Genomic DNA, 21,190 nt, shown 5'->3' with positions numbered 1-21,190 from the left:
AGCCGGGGTGTTTTCACATACATGTATGCAGGCCGAACGACATTCCCATATAAAAGATTGTGGGGGTAATAATGAATCGGGGCCGGAGAATTTTCTCCGGCCCCGATCAAATGCCTGGAAACACATTACAACTTGGCGCGGGAGGCGCGTTTGTAGTTGCGGGTGTTAAGTGTTTTGTTTTTCGGATATTTTACAGAATAGGAAAGTACCACTTTCACCGATTCGCCTGGCGGAATAGTGAGTTTCCAGGTAATCAGGCCTGTGGCCGGATCAAGTACACCGCCGGTCATGGTTTGGGTTTCCACAATAATTTCGGCATCCTGCGAAACCGGAATCTGATCGATGATTTCTACATTAACGGCTGCTTTTCGTGTATTCTTTACCGTAATTTCATACGAGTAGCTTTCCTTTTTGGTGGTGCCTGAAGGTTTTTCCGAATTCATTTCCTTGAGCTTGTTGCGCGTAACAAGCAGCTTCTGGTCGCGGCCAAAAGAAAGGTCGAGTGTGTCGTTTGTGCTGCGGGTATAAATGTATGACTGCCCCACATAGGTGCCGCCGAAATACACATTGGCCGGGCCTTCCACAAGGTCAAGCTCTTCCCAGCCGGTAATGCGCGCCATAAGAAATGCATCGCGGTCGAGTTTGGGTACGGCGCGGTACTGGAAGCTGGCGTTGAGGTTGTAGCTGGTTACATCCACAATGTAGGGCTGTCCGTCGGCAGGCACATCATAGGCCGATTTGATGTCGAACTCTGCGCTGAGTTCGGAGATCTGAATCTCTTCGAACTGCGGTGCGGCTTGTACTTCTTTCTTTTGCACCACCTGTTCGTCCAATTCGTATGCACCGGCCATGGGAGCCGCAGCGGGAGCACTGTTGCGCAGCGCCTGGCTTTCGAGGCTTTGCTGCTGGGGCACATTGTTGTAATAGCCTTGTGTACGGCCATAGTACGTGTCGTTGCTCTGGAAATTGAGCACCCAGCGTTCGGGCTGCGGAGCTACAGCACTTTTCATCGGGTCGCCGGTAGAGAGGCGGAGCTTTATATCTTTCCAGGCCACGTCGGTGCGGTTAAACACTTTTGCGCGGTACTTCAGGTCAATCGGTTTGCCCACATCTTCGGCCACCAGATCATAGCTGGGTGCCCAGCCGGCATTACTAACCACATAGCGCAGCGTAATGTCCGATACAATTTTTACACCGCCCGTTACATTCACCAGCACGGTTACTTCGGCCATGGGCGGATTTTGGTTTGAATTTTCGCGGTTAAGCTGTGCACTCAGGCGCGCGGTGGTTTCGCTGATGCGGTTTTGCCGGCGCTGCAGCTTGATGATCTCCGTATTGATTTCGGTAATACGGCTGCGGTAAAAATCGGCGCTCAGCTTCAGCTCAGCAGCCGAAATACCTTTTTCGGTTCCGCTCATGCGCTGGTTGGCGTCAAGCAGTTGTTTCTCTTTGGTAAACGCATCAATCTGCCCGCCGATCATGGCATACTGGTCATTCATCATATCCAGCGAATCGCTGAGCTGGCGTACACGCGCATCGCTCTTAATCTGACCAAACAGATAGTCAATACGATTGCTGATTGCAAGCAACGATACTGTGCCCGAAGCCGTAAACTGGATGCTTTTCGGAATGAGGTACGATGAAAGTCCTACAAATTTCAGTTCGTTGCGGCCGGGTTGCAGCGTTACCTGTTTGGTATGCATCAGCTCCGCTCCGTTGAGGTAAACAATAGCCGATTTTACATCGGACTCTATTCGTTGCTCGTTCTCAGCGGCCAAAGCGGCCAGAGGAAAAAACAACAAGAGGAGAAACAAATTTTTCATTGCAAATGAATTAGGTGGATTTTGGAACGCCCCTTATTAGCAAAAACCCCGCCATGGTTGAACCAAAGCGGGGCTTTTTGTGAGCGGCATTATTTTTTTTCCTGCTCTTCTGTTTTAGCTTCTCCGGATCCGGCCTTTTTGTCGTTGCCTTTACCTTCGTTCTTTTTCGGTGTGTGATCGAGATACACTTCCGAGAAGTTAAACATACGCAGCGCATTCTGCGAGAAGTTCTTTACATAATTCTGCAAAAGCAGGTAGTTTTCGTCGTACCAGAGCACCATCACAGGTGCATCATTTATCATAAGCTGTTCGGCCTGCAGGAAGTATTTGTTTGACTCTTCAAGCGTTTTGGCCTTGCAGGCGCTCTCATAAAGTTTGTCGTACTCAGGATTGCGGTAGCGTGAAGAGTTCGGGAACGACGGCTTGGAAAGACTGTCGGGCACATCAGCGCCGTAATACATGAGCAGGAATGATTTGGGCGAAGGATAATCAGCCGTCCAGCCATCGCGGAACATTTCGCTGCGGGCATAATCCTCGTCGAGGCGTTTTTGCTCAAACGACACGTTGTTGATTTCAATATTCACGTTGAGCACTTCGCGCAGCTGGTTCTGAATTTCAGAAGCCACGTTGGTGTTTCGTGCCCCGCCACTGTTTATTACAAGACGCACGGTAGGGAAATTTTTACCGCCCGGATAACCCGCTTCGGCCAGCAGCTTGCGTGCCAGCTCGGGGTTGTAATCATAACCCTTTATTTCAGAGGCTTTGTAGCCGGGAATTTCGGGCGGACAAATGCCGTTAATGCCGGGGCCGTAAGCTTCGCCACCAAGCACATCTTCGATAATCCGGTTGCGGTTTACCGCATAATTAAAAGCCATACGCACCTTGCGGTCATTAAACGGCGGGCGGGTGGTGTTGAATTCATAATACTGGGAAGCCATTTCGGCCGTATGCCCCAGGTAGTACTTGTCTTTAAACTCGTTTATTACCTGCGGTACAAATGATTTTACCGCATCAGCATTCAGGCCCCATACAAAATCAAGTTTGTCTTCGCGGAAAAATGTCAGCTCAGAGCCTTTGTTGTTTACGTAAGTAATACTGATTGTGTCGAGAAACGGAAGTTTGTTGCCGTGCTTGTCGGTTTTAAAGTAATCGGGGTTGCGAACAAGCGTAATGGCTGATGAGTCTGACGAAATTTCAGTGAGAATAAATGCGCCGCATCCCACGTGAGCTTTCGCCCCGTATTTTTCAACGGCTTCTTTCGGAATAATGGCGCACATAGCCGAATAGGCGAGCACCTGAAGAAACGAAATGTCAGAGCGCACAAGTTTGATCTGTAACGTATTCGGATCAACCACCTTAATACCACTGAGGCTTCCGGGTTTGGCCGAGCTGCCAGCGTTGTAATATTCGTCGGCGCCTTCAAGCAATCCTTTAAATATACTGCTGTAGTTTTTGTTAAGCGGCGAATTCGTGCATAGCAACTCAAACGAGTAGCGCACATCTTCGGCTGTCAGTTCGCGCCCTTTCCCTTCTGGAAAACAGGCATCGTCATGAAACTTTACACCTTTTCTCAGGTGAAAGGTATAAAGTGTGCCACTGGTATCGGTTTCCCATTTTTCAGCAACAGCAGGAATTACTTTAAGTGTAAACGGGTCGAAGGCCACCAGACCTTCATATATCTGCTGTGCCACATGCGAAGAGGCCAGATCAGTTATAAAAGTAGGGAAAAGTGTCTGAACTTTCTCGTTTTCATTAAAGCGAAGCACGCCACCATAAAACCGGCCGCCTTTGGCCTCGGTTGTTTTTTTGGACGAGGAATCGCCGGAACACGATACGGCAAACACGGCAACAGTTGCCAACCATAAGAAAGATCTCATAGGTAAATAAGTAGCAGTTTAACAGGTCAATATGGAATCTAAGGGAGGCTGGTACCAGATATTTTCCGGGCCGTATGCCTTAAACACCATACCCTGTCAAGAAAAAGGTCAGGTAATGGATGAAAACGCAACGAAACCCGCAAAACCGGATATTTTTTAATTCCCTTTGGATTCCAGGTCGAAAGATAGGAATTCGGCTTCATCGCGGATAATTTTTGCAAGAAGTTTTTGTTTCGGCCTCATTCCGTGCCAGATACATCTTGCCTTTAAACAAGGTCAGCATTTGAGTTTGCAGAGGCATTCTGGCTTAAAAAAGCAAAAATCAGGGTTTTTGCGGATATACGTGACGAAGAAATATTAGGGTTTGTCTAAAAATATTCGGGTTTTATTTTGAAGTTGTGCCATAACGTAGTAATATTGCCCACCAATACCTGAAAAGCTGAGCCCCCTGCATTATGGCTGTTGCTGCAATGAAAACCCGTGTACTGCTTGCCCTTTGCTTCGTCTTCCTGATGAGCCTTACAGGCTATAGTCAGGCCATGATCCTGCTTGAAGGTACCTATCAGGGCAAAAATGTTTATGTACAAAACCCGTTTGCCAGCAATGGCGTTGGTTTTTGCGTGTATGAAGTGCGTGTAAACGATAATGTAACTACAGACGAAATCGGCTCTAACGCTTTTGAAATAGATCTGCGTAACCACAGTCTCAAACCCGGCGATGCAGTTTCCATTAAAATTTTCCATAAAGACGACTGTAAACCCAAAGTACTCAATCCTGAAGTCCTCCGCTCAAAAAGTACGTATGAGATTGTGGACATGCAGGTAACCTCAGACGAAGTGCTGAAATGGGTAACCAAAGGCGAACAGGGGAAACTTACTTTTGTGGTTGAACAGTATCGCTGGAACAAATGGGTAAAAATTGGTGAGATTGACGGCGTGGGAACCCCCGGCAACAATACCTATACCTTTAAAGTAACCCCCCACTCAGGCGAAAACAAATTCCGCGTTAAGCAGGTTGACTACACCAATCAGCCCCGTATTTCCAAGTCGGTTACCTTCATGTCAACCCGCAAGGAGATCACATTCTATCCCACCAAAACCGATAAGGAAATTGTATTTGATGGTGGCGAAACCATGTACGAAATTTTCGATCAGTACGGTGTTATTGTGAAGAAAGGTTTTGGCAGCAAGATTGATGTTTCCTCACTTCCCAAAGGAGGTTACTTCCTGAATTACGACAACAAACAAGGCCAGTTCTTCAAGAAATAATTCGGTGTCACAACACATCTACAAAACGCCTTTCCGCAAACCGGGAAGGCGTTTTACATATCACACAAGCCATGAACAAAATTGAACATATCGGAATTGCCGTAAAGAGTCTTGCCGAATCCGACAACCTCTTTCAACGCCTCTTTGGCGCTGCGCCCTACAAACACGAAAGTGTAGAAACAGAAGGTGTAACGACTTCGTTTTTTCAGATGGGCGAAAGTAAAATCGAGCTCCTTGAAGCGACACGTGCCGACAGTCCGATTGCAAAATTTATCGAAAAAAAAGGCGAAGGTATTCACCACATCGCTTTTGCCGTTGATGATATCCGCGCCGAAATGCGACGCCTGCAGGCCGAAGGCTTTCAGTTGCTGAACGAAGAACCTAAACCGGGCGCTGATAACAAGTGGGTTTGTTTCCTGCACCCCAAAGGCACAAACGGTGTACTTATTGAACTTTGTCAGGAAAGAGAATAAAAAAATTATCACAAAATAATGGTATTGATAGCTGCCTGAACGAAAGTTTTATCTGGGCAGACCATTAGATTGGGCTAAATTTGCAGCTAAACGATTACCCTAAATCAAAACCATGAAAAAAATCTACACCCTGCTTGCTCTTTTTGCCGGAGTAAGTCTTTCAGCACAACAAACCGACGACGGTCGTCTGCACGCCGCATCGCAGCCAGCCACCAGCCAGAACAACAGCATTCAGACTGCAATTTTCAGTTGTGATACTACCGGCACCACGCTTGCCGCTGGCAATGGCAACGATGGTATCATGTTCGACGTAACGGCAGTGCAGAATGTGCGCATTACCTACATTGATGTAGCGTTAGATGGCAGCGGCACCGGCAATATGGCCATTTTCTATAAATCAGGTACACATGTGGGCAGCGAAGCGAACAGCGGCGCATGGACCTTCCTCGATTCGGCGCACGTTGCTTTTGCGGCCAGCGGATTTGTGCATCTGCCTATTTACATCAATCAGGTGGTAACAGCCGGAAACACCATTGCTTTTTATGTGACCGGCGATAATGGTCCGCTTGCAGTGGACTACACCAACGGCTCGTCTGTAGGTAATGTATTTAGCCAGGACGGTTTTATACAGATCAAAGAAGGCACCGGTATCGACTTTCCTTTTGGCGGCACATTCACCCCCCGCATTCCCAACGTAAACATCAACTACTGCGATTTAACCACCATTCCGAGCTGTTTCAGCGATACCACCACGCTCACCAGCAACAACGGCAACGACGGCAACATGTTTGATGTAACCATCGGCGCGGCTGATCTTACCCTTCGTCGTATGTACTGCAATGTAAATAACACCGGCTGGTGGCATATTTATTACCGCACAGGCAGCTACGTAGGCTTTGAAAGTTCACCCGCTGGCTGGATTTTAATCGACAGCGCGTATGTTACCTCTGCCGGCTTCGATCAGCCCACACTTATTCCCATCGACATGGACATTTATGCACCGGCGGGAAGTACCATTGCTTTTTACACCACAGGAAACGGCACCGGTGCTGATCTCAACTACACGGACGGAACCACAGAAGGTGCCGTATTCAGTTCAAACGCTGACCTTTCCATTAAAGAAGGTAAAGGCATGACCTGGCCTTTTGGCGGCCTTTTCACCCCCCGCGTGTGGAATGGTATTCTGGAGTATTGTGCAGGCCCCACCGGCGAGTCGGAAATACTCAGCACAAGCCCCGAATGGTCAGTGCAGGTAATGCCTAATCCGGCCGGCGATCAGGCACAGCTTATGATTACGGCTCCCGCGCAGGTTCAAAACGCCAGCGTACATATTTACGATATGAATGGCCGCGAAGTAACCGTTATTGGCGGCGTAAACAGCAACCTCGTGCAACTTCCTGCCGATCAGCTGAGCAGCGGTGTTTATTACTGCCAGGTGCGCAGCGAAGAAGGTGCTATTCTTTGCACGTCGAAGTTTGTACGTCAGTAATACACCCGCACCTCACTATAAAAAGCGACTCCGTACGGGTCGCTTTTTTTGTGAGTGAAGTTTTGTGCGGATGTGTGTTTATGCGGGCTGCCATGCCAAAATACCTAAACACATTTGCTTTAGATGCAGCGTTTTACGGCTGATATTCGTTTGCAAACGGGGAAGCGGATTTAAGGCTGCCGGGGTAAGCAGTGTTTGTATTCGGCGTAAATTCACATTACTCCATTGTGCTGCTTTTACCCATGAAAAAACGGCTTGTTCTTTTTGCCTTGCTCTGTACACATGTTGTACTTGCACAAACCACCGGCGACTACCGTTCGGCGGCTACGGGCAACTGGAGTACATTGGCCACGTGGGAAACGTTCAACGGCACAGCCTGGGTGGCCGCTACGGTAGCGCCCACCGCCACCAACGCGCAGGCCATAAACATCCGCACAGGTCATACTGTAACCATCACCGCAGCCATATCCGGCGGTATCGACCAGACTACGGTTGATGCGGGCGGCACACTCAACACCGCTGCGGCCATTGCGCTTGCCATTGCCAACGGCACAGGTGTTGATCTCACCATTAACGGCACTTTTGGCGATCTTTCCACGGCAAGTGTAACGTTTACCGGGACATGGCAAATGGGAGCGGCGGGCACACTCATCAAAACCACCGCATCCTCTTCAAACAACTGGCAAAATGCCTATCAGGGAGGCATTGCCACCATTCCGGCCACCGCAAACTGGATTTTGCGCAAAACCGGCACACAAAACCCCGCACTTTCCACCACTGCACCCGCAACCGGTTCGGTTTACCCAAACCTGACCATTGAAAACAACACCGCTGCAAACTGGATAACCCCGGCCGGCTCATCATTTACCGGCACACTGGCTCACGCAACCATTAAAGGCAACATCGATATCGGCGGTAGTGGCACCAACACGGTCGATTTTCTCACCTCCAATACATTTGGCTCTCCAGTTCTCGTTCAGGGAAACATGACCATCCGCACCGGCTGCAATTTCCGCAACTATGGCACCGGTATTGAAATACAGGGCAATTTGCTCGCCAACGGCTCTATGAATTATGATGCGGCCGATGCCAGACAGCTTGTGTTTTCGGGCGGCAATGCACAAACAGCGGGTGGAACCGGCGCTTTAGGCATTTTTGCATTTGTAATTAACAAAGCGGGCGGAAGCCTTACACTCAACCGCAGCATTACGGTTGACAATTCGGCCACATTTACATCCGGTATTGTGGTTTCAAGCTCGGCCAACTTATTCATTTGTGCGGCCACCTGCTCCGTGAGCGGAGCCTCAAACACCAGCTTTGTAAGCGGGCCGGTGCGCTATCTGGGCACCGCGGCCTTTACGTTTCCCATCGGAAAAGGCAGCAGCTATCGCCCCGCCGAAACCGGTGCATTTACGCCCACCTTGTGGACCGAAACATTCAACAACGGCTGCACGGCCAACTGTTTCGGCTCGGCATACTTGGGAGCAAACGGCGCCTGGACGGAAACCATTACCGGTACCGAAGGCAGCGACCCGAATCCGTGGTACGTAAGCTGCGCCGAAAACGGCTACACGGCCGGAGGCTGTGGCACGGGCTGCGTTGCTGCTTCATCTACGGCTACGCTTGCCTCCATGCACATCGGCTCCAATGCCACCATTTTTGGCGACATTGGCGCGGCTTATTTTTCGGGGGGCTTTTGTGGCTTGCTGGGCTGCCCAACCACCGATCGGCGTATTGAGTCGCCAACAATAAACTGCACCGGCATAATCGGCCCGTCAGTTTCGTTTACCTACATCGAAAACGGTTCGGGCACTATTGATAATGCCACGCTCTGGTATTTCGACGGCAGTGCATGGGCGCAGCTTGCTGATATGCCAAAAACCGCACTTTGTGGCGTGCAGGGCACATGGACAGCCTATTCCGTGGCGCTGCCCGTTTCGGCAAACAATAATCCCAATGTGAAAATTGGTTTCAGGTGGGTGAATAACGATGATGGTGCAGGTACCGACCCTTCTTTTGCCGTGGATAATTTAACAGTTGGTGTGCCCGAATATTTTACAGCCGAATATTTCCCGGCCAATCCGCAAACCACATTCAACAATGTGCTGGCACCCACAATAGACGCCATAAGCAGCTGCGAATACTGGGTTATCGACCGTGCGCCCGGCACGACCACCAGCGCCACGGTAAGGCTGAGCTGGGATGCAGCCAGTTGCAATGTAACCACGCTTAGCGATATGCTGGTGGCCCGTTTCGACGGGGCTATGTGGCAGGATCATGGCAATGGCGGCACAACCGGCACAACAGCTGCGGGCACGGTTGTTTCTGCGGCAGCGGTTACCAGCTTTAGTCCGTTTACACTTGCCACGCTGCCGCCCACGCCGCTGCCCGTTGAATGGCTTTCGTTTACTGCTGCCTGCAACAGCGCACAGGTACAGTTAAGCTGGACAACAGCAAGCGAAGAAAACAATCAGGGTTTTGAAATACTGCGCTCGGAAAACGGGAATGAGTTTTTGCCACTCAGCTTTGTAAACGGTCACGGCACCACCAGCATGCCGCATACCTATACCTTTACCGATGCAGCTCCGCCCGCGGGCATGATCTACTACCGCCTGCGGCAGCTTGATTACAACGGGGCATACGAATTAAGTCCCACCGTGGTAATCAATACAAGCGACTGTGCCGGCAAACAGTTGGCGGTAAACACGGCTGTAATAGCAGGCGGGCAGCTGCTTGTAGGCTGGAGTGGTGCGCAGGGCAATGTAACCGCGCAGGTATTTTCGGTAAACGGCATGCGGCTGGGCGAAGCAACAGCAAACGGCGAAAGCGGTTTTTTACAACTGCCTTTTCAATATGCAACAGGTGTGTATCTCGTGCGCATTACCGATGAGAAAAACTCGGCAACCACACGCATACTTCAGTAACAGGTTGGGAAAACAACAGTTTATTTCTTTCGCGCAATCAGAATGAGTCCTGTTTCGGTGCGGCCATCAGGTTTTTGCAGCACTTTGCGGAATGTGTGTGTCACCATAAAGTTGTTTTGACTGAGCATATCCAGCAAATCCGTTTCGCGATAATAGAACTGCCAGGTGCTGTGTTGTCCGTTGCTGCTGGTTTGCAGCTGTGAGCGGGCGTAATCGTCTTCAATAGTACTGAGGTAAAACGCACCGTTTGAAGCAAGCAGGCCTGAAACATCCTGTATCAGCTTTTCGGCATCGGGGCGGGCGAGGTAGGGCAGGCAAAAGCCGCAGATCACCCCGTCAAACGGGCCGGGTAATGTGCTTATCTGGCTACAATCCATTACCTCAAAACGTGCAGCAGGATTGTTTTCTCTGGCCAGTTCTACCATAGCCGGAGCCGCATCGATACCGTAAATGCGAAAACGCGAATAGTGCTGCAGGATATAACGGGCTATATTTCCCGGCCCGCAACCAATTTCAAACAAAGCATTTTCAGGTTTTTCACAAAGTGCACAAAAGGCATCATACGTATCATCATACAAATCAAGATCCATGTAACTGTCTTGCCATTGTTTGGCCAGCACATGAAAGGCATTGATCGTATTTTGATAGTCGTAAGGCATTTTTCAGATCACGAGTTTTTGCTGAAGAGCTTTTGCCACGGCTTCGGTGGCTGAGTTTACCTGAAGTTTAAGGTAAATATTTTTGATATGCGAACGCACGGTATCAATCGATACAAACGTATCAGCGGCAATGCGTTTGTAGGTGTGGCCTTTTACCAGCAGTTCAAGCACCTCAAGCTCGCGCTTGCTCAGATTGAAATTAGAAGGCCCGGGCGCCGGTGCTCTGAATGCCTGCAATACTTTTGTGGCCACCCCCGGACTGATTGATGAGCCGCCCGAGGTAGCGTTGTAAATAGCATCAAAAAGCTGCGAGGGAATATCTTTTTTAAGCAGATAACCATCAGCGCCCGCCTTTATGGCATCAAAAATTTTTGCATCGTCTTCAAATACCGTTAGCATTACAATCTGTGTTTCGGGGCGTGCTTCTTTAATCATTCGCACGCCGGTAATGCCGTCCACCTCGGGCATGTCAATATCCATGAGCACCACGTCGGGCTCTACGCGCATCACTACCGGAACAGCATCGCGGCAATTGGGGTGCATTTCGACCAGCTCAAAATCGGCATTGGCAGCCAGCATCAGTTGCAGCGACTCGCGCAGGTTTGGACGATCCTCGAAAAGAATAATTTTAATCACGTGTCAGTATTTTACAGTAAGCGAAATGAAGGTGCCTTTCCCCGGTGCTGTATCAATTTTGAACACAGCCTGAATGTCCGCTGCACGTGCGGCCATATTTCCAAGGCCGTTTCCTTTTGTGCGCTGTGCATCCGTAATTCCCACGCCATTGTCTGAAATATCGAAATGGAGCGCACGCGAAGAGCAGTTAAAACGAATGCGAACATCTTCGGCGTTTGAATATTTTGCGGCGTTGTTTACGGCTTCTTTGAAAACGAGGAAGAAATTGTATTTGATTTTGCTGTTGAGGGCTATGGTTGGAATGGAGTCGGGTTGTTCAATGGTGTAGCTTATTCCGGTTGCTTCAAGAGACTCGGCGGCATAGCGTGTCATTTTCTGAAATAATTCGGCCACCGAATCAAATTTCGGGTTCACGTTCCAGATAATATCATTAATGGTATTGCTTACCTGCACCGAATACTCCGAAATTTTATCGAGCATAGGCCGTATTTTTTCCGAGCCGCCCTGCTGCGAAAGCATACGTGCCATAATGTGAATGCTGCTTACATTGGCTCCCAGTTCGTCATGCAAATCGCGCGAGATCTGGTTGCGGATAGTACTGATTTGCTCGCGTTGCCGTTGTCTGTAATAATAAAACACCAGCACACCGCTCACGGTAAGCAGCATGAGCAGAAGATAAAACCAAAGGGTGTTGTAAAAGGGCAAACTTATGTTAATGGTATAATGCAATATATCGGATAGCTGCCCCGCCCCCGAATAAGCTTGTATAGCAAGCTTGTACTGGTTTGGAGCAAGGTTAAAAAAACGGATTTGTCCGTCTGTACTTATTTTCCAACTTGTATCGCCAGGTATAATCCGGTAACGGAAAAAATGCTTATCGGCATGTGGATAAATGGGTAATGCAAGATGAAATGCAATGTTATTTTGGTTGTGCCTGAGCGAAAAACGATAATCGCCGGGCGTAAAGAGCTGATCGTTGATCAGGATTCTTTCGGTGATGACGGGTAAGTAATTTTCAGGTGAAAATGTGATTTGCGGATAATTACTCATCAATAAGTGATCGCCAACCGTGCATAATACAAAGCCGCCGTTTACAAAGGAAAGCTGGTTATACCATTTCTGATTATAGTTTTCATATTGTGTAATACGAGTTGCTTTTTCGGTTTTCAAATCAAACAGGTATAAACCGGCGCGTGTGTTGTACACAATTTCCATCCCCGAAAATCCCGTAAGCAGCTGTTCCACCACATCGCCATCAAGTCCGTTTGTACTGTTGTATTGCTTGTAATTCTGGGTGTTTCCGTTATGATAACGCGTCATACCATAGGTTGAACTCACCACTACATCATTATTACATGCAATGATAGCGTGATAATCAATGGCAAGCGGCTGCATGTGCGGCGGTGTGGCGCTTGTTTTTTTTCGTGTGGTGAGGTTCACACAATCGGGTCCGTTAAAAAAGCGGAGCAACCATATTACATTGCCTTGCAGCAATGCATCTTTTGTTATGGCAGCCGGCGCATTACGTGGCTCATTGAGCAAAATGGCATTGGTGTGGTAGTTCCAGACCACTGCGCCGGTGTGTGTGCAAATGGCCGCAAGCGAATCGCTGAGCACACACACATTGAGCAACGAAAGCCGCATTTCGGGGCAGAGGGTTATGGCAGTTGCTTTTTTAAGGTTATCTGCCGAAAGGCTGTAAAGGCCTGATGAGGAGGCAATGAGCCACGTGTGTGCGTTAAGTTTTGCGATAGCATGTATGCCTGCACTGTCGATGTGGCCGAGCGGTATCTGCTGCATGCGGCGGAAATTGTTTGTACACAAGAACAGTCCGTTTCTATCGGTGCCAAGCAACAACGAATCGCGGCCGGCGAATGCGGCTGTATTCAGTTGTGCCCTGTCGGGGTAGCCGGGAATATTGTAGAAGTACAGCAGTTTGTTTTGCTGCAGACTGTGGTGGAAATACGAAAGCCCCTGACTGGTGGCTATCCATAACCCGCCGTTATTATCGGGTGTAATATTGTTTATCTGATTACCGCAAAGACTTTGCGGGTTATTCAGATCTGCACGGCAGTTGTAGGTTTGGCCGGTTTGCAGGCTAATGATTACAAGCCCGGCATCGAGTGTGCCGGCCACAATAAAAGTTTCGCGCCCAAGTGTATATACAGCTGCGCAGAGAAAGGCCTGCGAATTATATACACCTGCATCGAGCGGAAGCAGCATACCTGTTTTGCGGGAATATTCAACAAGCCCGTGTGTTTTCGTGCATAGAATCAGCCACTCATCGTCAAGCTCACAAACTGAATGCACCACTACTTTTGTGCCACGGAGATAAAGCTGTTTATTGTAATTCAGCTGACCGGTTGAAACAGAATAACTGATGAGCGAAGGATTGTCTTCGGGGCAGGCCCAGATGGTATTTGAATTATCGCAGAATAATTGTGTGATGGAATTGCCCGAAGTGCCCGGCAGCGCTGGTTTTGCAGTAAGAGTACTGCCGTTTGCTTCATACTGATCTATGCCTGTCCACGAAGACACAAACAGCCGGTTGGTTTTGTCGGCACAAATTTTACCCCAGCCTGCCTTACGCTGATTAAAGTTCACCACTGAATCGCGGGCCACATCTACCATACAAAACCCGCGGTCGGTATTCACATAAATATTCCCGCTTTTATCGCCCGAAATATCCACCACCCAGTTGGCGGGAATGCGGTGTTTGGGATTTACGCTCTGTTGCTGATAGCTCTGCCAGAATGTGCCGTTAAACCGCGAAAGTCCGTTCAGTGTGGCAATCCAGATCCGGCCACGGTTGTCTTGCACCACATCATAGCAATAGTTTGAGGCAAGTCCGTTTTTCATGGTATAGTTCTGAAAAACAGGTTGCGTAAACAGAAACCCTGCGGGCGACTGTGCAAGGCTTTTCAGCGCAGGCAGCAACAAGAGTGCGAAAAGAAAGCGGAAACATTTCGGCATGGTACTCCTGCAAAGCTAACCACATCCGGCAAACAGAAAATCACATCATCATGTGGTGGCGTAATCTATAAGTAAGCCCCAACTTTGCCGGGTAAGTTAACACTATATAAATCCGCAAGCCCGGCGGCCGTTCATAAACCCACCTACACATGAACAGAACAACAAAAATGTTATTTGCACTGCTCGGTTTTCCTCTAATGGCTTCCGCGCAGCTTCCGCTTGTCAACCTTCAGGCGCACTACAATTTCAACGGTAATATATACGACCAATCAGGCAATGCCAATGATATCACATCTTACAGCGGAAGCTTTACCTCCGATCGCTTTGGTGTTCCGGGCAATGCCTTTCTGTTCGACGGAGTAGCCGACTCACTCGTGCTTCCTGTTCCGCAATTTGCACCTGTACAGGCCGATTTTACCATTTCGCTCTGGTACAAAACAAATTCCCCTCAAATCATGAATTTGTTTTCGTCGAAACAAGCGCCTGATGACACCATCGATAATTTTGAAATACAGCTGAACAGCCATAATCCGTTTTTTCTCGAATTTCTTAAGCAAACCTGGTTTCAGACATTTACATACTGGAATGGTGCAGGTTATATAACAGACTCGTCGGTAGTGGCCGAGGGGTCACCTGGTCCTTATCTGAAAGGCGAATGGTGTCATTTTGCATTTACCCGCAATGCCGATACGATGCGCATTTACCGCAACGGCACAACAGTTTGGCTGAGTGCGAATAATCATTACAGCGGGCCGCTTGGCGATGCGGTTGCATTGATATTCAGTGCGGCTCCCTACAAGTTTAAAGGTGCAATTGATGATATGCGCCTTTACGACCGCTGTTTAAACGATGCCGAAATAACGCAGCTCTGGCATGAAGATCAGCCGCTTATTTTTAAAGCACCAAAACCTACGGATGCGTTTGTGCCCGGTTCAGTGTTGTTGGTAGAATGGATGTATAACGACAGTGTGCTGAGCGATTCTGTGCTGGTGGAATACCGCCTCAACAATGGTGCATGGCAGACGTGGCTGCCCCATTCGCAAATGGCGTATGAAAATGCTTTTTACATGTCGCTTGGCTATTCACCCGGCACCGAAATAGAAATTCGTGTGACCGATGTGGCTGATTCTTCGATACGTTTATCATCCGGCACATTTCTGATCAGCGAATACGACTGGCAGGAAGTAACACCCACGTTGCCATTTAACAGTAAAGACGGCGCGGGTTTGCTCACCTGCAACAACCAGATGTGGCTGCTTGGTGGCTGGGATCCGCCCTATCATCCGCCGCTGAGTACACACAGTGAAGTATGGACATCAACCGACGGACTGACCTGGACGTATGTAACCACTGCCGACTGGCCGGCACGTCATTGCGGCGGCTGGCTCAGTAACGACACTGCGATGTGGGTAATTGGCGGCGATCCGCAATCGGGCTGCCTTACCGATGTGTGGAAAAGCACTGATGGCACAAACTGGGTTGAACAGGTAAACGCCATTCCCGGATACAGCAACCGGAACAACGCCAACTACGCCATTACCGACTCCGCCATTTTTATGTTTGGCGGTGAAGTGTGCAGCGTGGGTGGCACAAACGAAGTATGGAAAAGCACCGATGGTGCAAGCTGGACCCAGCTGCCCAATGCGCCGTGGAGCGGAAGAGGGATGCAGGTTAATTCGTGCGTTGACGATCAGGGACAGATCTGGATGCTGGGCGGATCGAATGAGGGCGACAGGCGTTCGTACAACGAAGTGTGGAAAACGAGCGATGGAATTAACTGGATATTGGTAAACGAATCGGCTCCATGGGGTGGGCGTAACTGGCACACTGTGGCGTGGTTTGATAATAAGATATGGCTTATGGCCGGTATGCTTCAGGGTTCGGAAATGAATGATGTATGGTATTCTTCTGATGGAATTACCTGGCACGAACTCAAAAGCACGACCGGAAACTGGCCCGCCGGAACGCGGCATGCGCAGTCAACCACGGTTTATAATAATGCGCTCTGGTACATGTGCGGCATTTCTACAAACAATGTATGGCGCATTGTAAACGGTTTAACCGTTGGCCAAAAAGAGCCGGCAGCTGTTTCGCAGCGCAACTATCAGCTTTACCCGAATCCTGTTTCCGGCACGCTTCGTGTTGCAGCGCAAGGCGTGGATGCCATTGGTGCGTATCAGGTAGTGAATGCACTTGGCGAAGTGGTAAAAACAGGTGTGATGCCCTCAGCAAACGGAGAAGTTGAGTTGAATGAATTGGCGCCGGGTTTTTACTTCATCTCATTCGCAGCAGATCACTCAACGATGAAATTCATTAAACAGTAAATTTTTATCTTACAAACTATGAATAACGGAATACGCAAAAAATCAGCAGCAGGCCAGCCTATCAAATTCAGCATGTTTTTCCTGCTGCTGATTTTTTCGATGCAGCTTGTTCAGGCACAAACATCCACGCACATCACCACCTCGGGCCGATGGATAATTGGTCCGTGTGGCGATACATTGCTGCTTAAAGGAATAAATTATGCACCCTACAACTGGGGCTGGTCGCCGGCGCAGTTGCAAATTAACCAGCTTGCACAAACAGGAGCCAACTGCGTGCGTTTACCGTGGTATGTGAATACCCCCGACGGCCCCACACCGCAGGCCACTTACAACAACTTAGTGAATTTAGACAGTGCGCTTGCGGCCTGCGTACGCTTTGATATGATTCCCATTATTGAACTGCACGATCAAACCTGCCAGAATAACGTGCAGGCATTGACTACACTGGCCAGCTGGTTTACGCAGCCTGCCGTGCTTGCACTCATTACGCAATATCAGCACAGCATTATTGTAAACGTGGCCAACGAAGCCTTGTACGTGAACTGGACCGCCAATCCGCAGGCGGCACAGAATACATTTCAAAACACCTACAGCAGCATTGTAACCACACTGCGCAATGCAGGCATCAATGTGCCCATAATGATTGACGGCCCTGATTGCGGCACCAACCTTGATGTGCTTGCCGCCACAGGCCCCGCGCTCATTGCCGCCGATCCGCAATCGAACCTCATCTTCAGCGCACACGCTTACTGGTATGCCTATGCCAACAACGATTCGCTGCAAATGCAGAATAAGGTTAACAATGCACTTGCGCAAAATATCCCGTTTGTATTTGGCGAAATTGCCAACCTGCAGGATGATCAGCAGATGTGCCAGTACACACTCAACTACCAGCCTTTGCTGCGTATTTGCAGGCAACACCAGATCGGCTGGATGGCCTGGAGCTGGAACAACGATGGCTGTGCCGCCCGGCAAATGTCAACCAACGGAAATTTCGCTAACCTCACAGCCTACGGCACGGATCTGATTTACAATCCGGGCTACGGCCTGCTTACACAATCTGCTGAAAAATCAAGCTACCTGCTTAATAACGGTTGCCTTTCACTGAGCATGCACACGCACAATCAGCATCCTGAAATAAACCTTGTACCTAATCCCGGCAACGGAATTTTTACAGTCGTTTCAACTCACCCCTTGCTGCGTGTTGAAGCCGCAAACCTTGCCGGACAGGCTGTAGGTATAGTGAAGTCAGGTACATCAGTGTGGGAAATTGAGCATAAAACACCGGGAATGTATTTGGTTACAGTGATTGATGAAAACGGATTCCGCATCACAAAAAAACTGGTTGTGAATTAGTGCCTCTGAGAAAAAATCTGCTCATCATAAACATCAAAACCGAATTTTATAAGACGCTTAACAACAGCTGAAAAATTTCGGCAGAAGCTGAAGTGGTTTCATGATGTGATGTGCTTTTTCCCCCTTATTCATTTTCGCCCCAGACCAATGTATCTGCTCGAATATTCTGTGTTAATTGGTTAACCCGTCATGTGGTTTATCCATGAGCCGCGCGCTCTTTGTATATTTGAAGAATATCTTCAACTATGCATCGTCCGTCGTTTGATGAAATATATATGGATCTGGCAGCCAATCTGGCGCTGCGATCACACTGTGTAAAGGCTAAAGTAGGTGCTGTGCTCACCAAAGACACACGCATTATTTCGCTTGGATACAACGGTCCGCCTGCGGGTACGCACAACTGCGATGTGGAATGGCCTCAGGAAGGTTGCCCGCGCGACAGTAAAGGAAGCTGTTCGCTGGCGCTGCATGCCGAGCAGAACGCCATTTTATATGCGGCAAAAAATAACGTACCCATCGAAGGCTGTACGTTGTATGTTACGCTTTCGCCCTGCATTGCCTGCGCACGCATTATTTACACCACCGGTATTAAACGTGTGGTGTATAAAGAATCCTATGCGCAGTATAAAGGTATAGCCAGCGACGAAGGCGTTGATTTTCTGCGCAAATTCGGCGTGGAAGTATTGCATTACAGTGAACTCAACGTCACCCCTCAACCCTGATTCATGCGAAGAATTGTAATTCTGCTTCCGCTGCTTTGCGGGGTTATGCTTGCCCTCGGGCTGCTGCTTGGTGTAAAACTCGGTTCGGGCGGAAGCTATACTTCTTCGCCGGGGCCGATGAATAAAGTGCGTGCGGTGCTCGATTTTGTGGATGCGCATTATGTGGATACGGTGGATGCAAACCGTCTGGCCGATATGACAGTGGAGGCGTTGCTCTCGCAGCTCGATCCGCATTCAGGATATGAGTCGGCCGAGGAAATGCGTGCGCTGAATGAGCCGCTCGAAGGCAAGTTTGAAGGCATTGGTATTGAGTACAACATTCTGCGCGATTCGCTTACCGTAGTGGCTGTGGTGCCCGGCGGCCCGTCGGAAAAAGCAGGCCTGCAGGCGGGCGACCGGCTGGTGCGTGCCAGCGGCGGCTCACTAACCGGCCCCGCCGGCGTGAAAGACAGCAACATACGCAAACTCCTGCGCGGCGCGGCGGGATCTACCGTTAAAATAGAACTTGTGCGCCGTGGTGCACCGGGCCTGCTGGCCTACAATGTTACACGCGGCAGCATTCCCATTCGCAGTGTGGATGTGGCCTACATGCTTGATGCACAAACCGGCTACATACGCCTGCTGCGTTTTGCCGACAAAAGCCGCGAAGAACTTGTGGCCGCCGCATCGCAGCTTAAACAACGCGGCATGAAACGCATGGTGCTTGACCTGCGCGGCAACGGCGGCGGATTTTTGCACGCGGCCGTAGAAATCTGCGACGAATTCCTCGGCAACGGCAAAATGATTGTATATACCAAAGGCCGCACCGATGGCCGCCACGATTATAAAGCCACCGCTCAGGGCACACTCGAACAAATGCCGCTTGCCATACTCATCGACCAGCATTCGGCCTCGGCCAGCGAAGTGGTGGCCGGCGCCATTCAGGACAACGACCGCGGCACGGTTATCGGCCGCCGCAGCTTCGGCAAAGGACTCGTGCAACAACCGCAAACGCTGGCCGATGGATCGGGCTTCCGCCTCACTATTGCGCGCTACTACACACCCACCGGCCGTTGCATCCAAAAGCCCTATACCGAAGGCGATGAAGAAGGCTACGCCGCCGACGATAACAACCGCTTCCGCAACGGTGAACTACTCAGCGCCGACAGCATTCGCTTTGCCGACTCGCTCAAATTCAAAACACCCGGTGGCAAAATTGTATATGGCGGCGGCGGCATTATGCCCGATGTGTTTGTGCCGATAGACACCGCCAAACGCTCGCTCTGGCTCACGGAAATGGTGTTCGACAACCTCTTCACACTTTTCGCGCTCGAATATGCCACTGCACACAAAGCCGAACTAAAGAAAACCGGCCGAGATGAATTTGTAAAATCGTTTGTGGTTACACCCGCCATTGCAGATGCGTTTTTTGCCACCACCAAAGCTACACGCGATGCGGCCGAAGAACAACGCGTAAAAGTGCAGTTTCACCGCTACATCAAAAGCTACATCGGCCGCGCGGTCTGGAACGACGAAGCCTTCTACCCGGTCTGGAACGAGGCCGACCCGGTAATTGAAGCGGCGCTCAACGCGTTTAAATAATCAGATATAGTAAAAAGCAAAGCGCGGAATCCGAAACGGTTCCGCGCGCTTTATTTCAATGCGTGATGATTATTTTTTCTTCTCACCGGCTGCTTTGGCAGAATCGGCCTTACGGGCAGAATCGGCTTTGGCGGCCACCTGAGCAAGCGAATCCGCTTTATTCATCGAGTCAATCATACGGTCTTCCGCAGAACGCATGTCTTTGCTCACCGAATCTTTTTCCTGCTTCTCTTCCGCTTCAGACGGACCGCAGGAGGTGAATGAGAGTACGAATAAGGCGGGGATGGCAAAGGCAAGAAGTTTTTTCATTTGGATGGCTGTTTTAGTGAAGCGAAATTAAGAAAATACTAATCCACCCCGAAACCGGAGTGCGCATATCTTCAATTCTTACCTTTGTATGTACAAGGGCAACCGTATTGCCCGCATAAACCACAAACACAACTTACTATGGCATTTGAATTACCTGCACTTCCTTACGAGCACAACGCGCTCGAACCCCATGTAGATACCCTCACCATGCAAATTCACCACGGCAAGCACCACCAGGCTTACGTAACTAACCTCAACAACGCAGTGGCCGGCACTCCTGCCGAAAACATGAAGATTGAAGATATTTGCAAAAACATTTCACAGTATCCTGCAGCAGTGCGCAACAACGGCGGCGGGCACTACAACCACTCGCTTTTCTGGACAGTAATGGGCCCCGGCAAAGGCGGCGCTCCCTCGGGCGACCTCGCCGCAGCAATTGATGCTGCTTTCGGTTCGCTGGATAATTTCAAAACGCAGTTTGCGCAGGCTGCGGCTACACGCTTCGGTTCTGGCTGGGCATGGCTTATTGTAGGTGCCGACGGCAAACTCGCCATCACCTCAACCCCCAATCAGGATAATCCGCTTATGGATATTGCCGAAGTAAAAGGCACACCCATTCTCGGCCTCGATGTGTGGGAGCATGCCTACTACCTCCACTACCAGAACCGCCGCCCCGATTATGTAGCTGCCTTCTGGAATGTGGTAAACTGGGACGAAGTGGCACGCCGTTTGCAAGCAGCCAAATAAGCACTATATTGCAAACTCAACCTACCAAA

15 protein-coding genes are annotated in these 21,190 nt (G+C 49.7%); 9 read left to right on the top strand and 6 right to left on the bottom strand.

The window, feature by feature from the left end:
• Window positions 1–125: 125 nt before the first annotated feature.
• Together IM638_04180 and IM638_04175 are read right to left on the bottom strand one after the other, a co-directional pair.
• Window positions 126–1,823, bottom strand: coding sequence for a DUF4139 domain-containing protein (locus IM638_04180; GenBank protein MCA6362209.1), 1,698 nt, complete (start codon window positions 1,821–1,823; stop codon window positions 126–128).
• 89 nt (window positions 1,824–1,912) lie between these two features.
• On the bottom strand, window positions 1,913–3,700 hold the full coding sequence (locus tag IM638_04175) for a peptide ABC transporter substrate-binding protein (GenBank protein MCA6362208.1): 1,788 nt from the start codon (window positions 3,698–3,700) through the stop codon (window positions 1,913–1,915).
• A 455-nt stretch (window positions 3,701–4,155) separates the two neighbouring features.
• On the opposite strand from IM638_04175, the gene IM638_04170 reads away from it, so the two are divergent.
• The 4 genes from IM638_04170 to IM638_04155 all read left to right on the top strand — a co-directional run bounded on the left by IM638_04170 (window position 4,156) and on the right by IM638_04155 (window position 9,854).
• A complete protein-coding gene (locus IM638_04170; protein MCA6362207.1) occupies window positions 4,156–4,968 on the top strand; it encodes a hypothetical protein in 813 nt (270 codons plus the stop codon).
• Between the two features lie 71 nt (window positions 4,969–5,039).
• A complete protein-coding gene (gene mce / locus IM638_04165) occupies window positions 5,040–5,441 on the top strand; it encodes a methylmalonyl-CoA epimerase (GenBank protein ID MCA6362206.1) in 402 nt (133 codons plus the stop codon).
• Window positions 5,442–5,553: 112 nt separating this feature from the next.
• Window positions 5,554–6,930: a T9SS type A sorting domain-containing protein gene (locus IM638_04160; protein ID MCA6362205.1), complete on the top strand. Its 1,377-nt coding sequence runs from the start codon at window positions 5,554–5,556 to the stop codon at window positions 6,928–6,930.
• Window positions 6,931–7,172: 242 nt separating this feature from the next.
• Complete coding sequence (locus IM638_04155; GenBank protein ID MCA6362204.1) at window positions 7,173–9,854, top strand: T9SS type A sorting domain-containing protein; 2,682 nt, start codon at window positions 7,173–7,175, stop codon at window positions 9,852–9,854.
• A 20-nt stretch (window positions 9,855–9,874) separates the two neighbouring features.
• On the opposite strand, the gene IM638_04150 is transcribed toward IM638_04155, so the two are convergent.
• The 3 genes from IM638_04150 to IM638_04140 are packed head-to-tail and all read right to left on the bottom strand — an operon-like array spanning window position 9,875 to window position 14,122.
• Complete coding sequence (locus IM638_04150) at window positions 9,875–10,513, bottom strand: class I SAM-dependent methyltransferase (protein ID MCA6362203.1); 639 nt, start codon at window positions 10,511–10,513, stop codon at window positions 9,875–9,877.
• A gap of 3 nt (window positions 10,514–10,516) precedes the next feature.
• Entirely contained in the window at window positions 10,517–11,149 is a 633-nt protein-coding gene (locus tag IM638_04145; protein ID MCA6362202.1) for a response regulator transcription factor, read from the bottom strand.
• Between the two features lie 3 nt (window positions 11,150–11,152).
• On the bottom strand, window positions 11,153–14,122 hold the full coding sequence (locus tag IM638_04140; GenBank protein ID MCA6362201.1) for a hypothetical protein: 2,970 nt from the start codon (window positions 14,120–14,122) through the stop codon (window positions 11,153–11,155).
• A gap of 149 nt (window positions 14,123–14,271) precedes the next feature.
• Between IM638_04140 and IM638_04135 the strand changes: the two genes are divergently transcribed.
• The 4 genes from IM638_04135 (at window position 14,272) to IM638_04120 (ending at window position 20,105) form a co-directional block, all read left to right on the top strand.
• Window positions 14,272–16,446, top strand: a complete 2,175-nt coding sequence (locus tag IM638_04135; GenBank protein ID MCA6362200.1) for a T9SS type A sorting domain-containing protein — start codon at window positions 14,272–14,274, stop codon at window positions 16,444–16,446.
• Between the two features lie 18 nt (window positions 16,447–16,464).
• The gene (locus IM638_04130; GenBank protein MCA6362199.1) at window positions 16,465–17,802 is read left to right on the top strand and encodes a cellulase family glycosylhydrolase; all 1,338 of its coding nucleotides are present in this window, start codon (window positions 16,465–16,467) and stop codon (window positions 17,800–17,802) included.
• Between the two features lie 245 nt (window positions 17,803–18,047).
• Window positions 18,048–18,524, top strand: coding sequence for a dCMP deaminase family protein (locus IM638_04125; GenBank protein MCA6362198.1), 477 nt, complete (start codon window positions 18,048–18,050; stop codon window positions 18,522–18,524).
• A gap of 3 nt (window positions 18,525–18,527) precedes the next feature.
• The gene (locus tag IM638_04120; GenBank protein ID MCA6362197.1) at window positions 18,528–20,105 is read left to right on the top strand and encodes a S41 family peptidase; all 1,578 of its coding nucleotides are present in this window, start codon (window positions 18,528–18,530) and stop codon (window positions 20,103–20,105) included.
• Between the two features lie 69 nt (window positions 20,106–20,174).
• Here the strand turns inward: IM638_04120 and IM638_04115 are convergent, their stop codons facing one another.
• The gene (locus IM638_04115) at window positions 20,175–20,414 is read right to left on the bottom strand and encodes a hypothetical protein (GenBank protein ID MCA6362196.1); all 240 of its coding nucleotides are present in this window, start codon (window positions 20,412–20,414) and stop codon (window positions 20,175–20,177) included.
• A 138-nt stretch (window positions 20,415–20,552) separates the two neighbouring features.
• Here IM638_04115 and IM638_04110 point away from each other — a divergent pair, with 138 nt between their 5' ends.
• The gene (locus IM638_04110) at window positions 20,553–21,161 is read left to right on the top strand and encodes a superoxide dismutase (GenBank protein MCA6362195.1); all 609 of its coding nucleotides are present in this window, start codon (window positions 20,553–20,555) and stop codon (window positions 21,159–21,161) included.
• Window positions 21,162–21,190 lie beyond the last annotated feature (29 nt).

This window comes from Bacteroidota bacterium (assembly GCA_020402865.1).
Taxonomy (GTDB): Bacteria; Bacteroidota; Bacteroidia; order Palsa-965; family Palsa-965.
The sequence above is the reverse complement of the archived record's forward strand: the minus strand, read 5'-3'. Positions and strand labels throughout refer to the sequence as shown.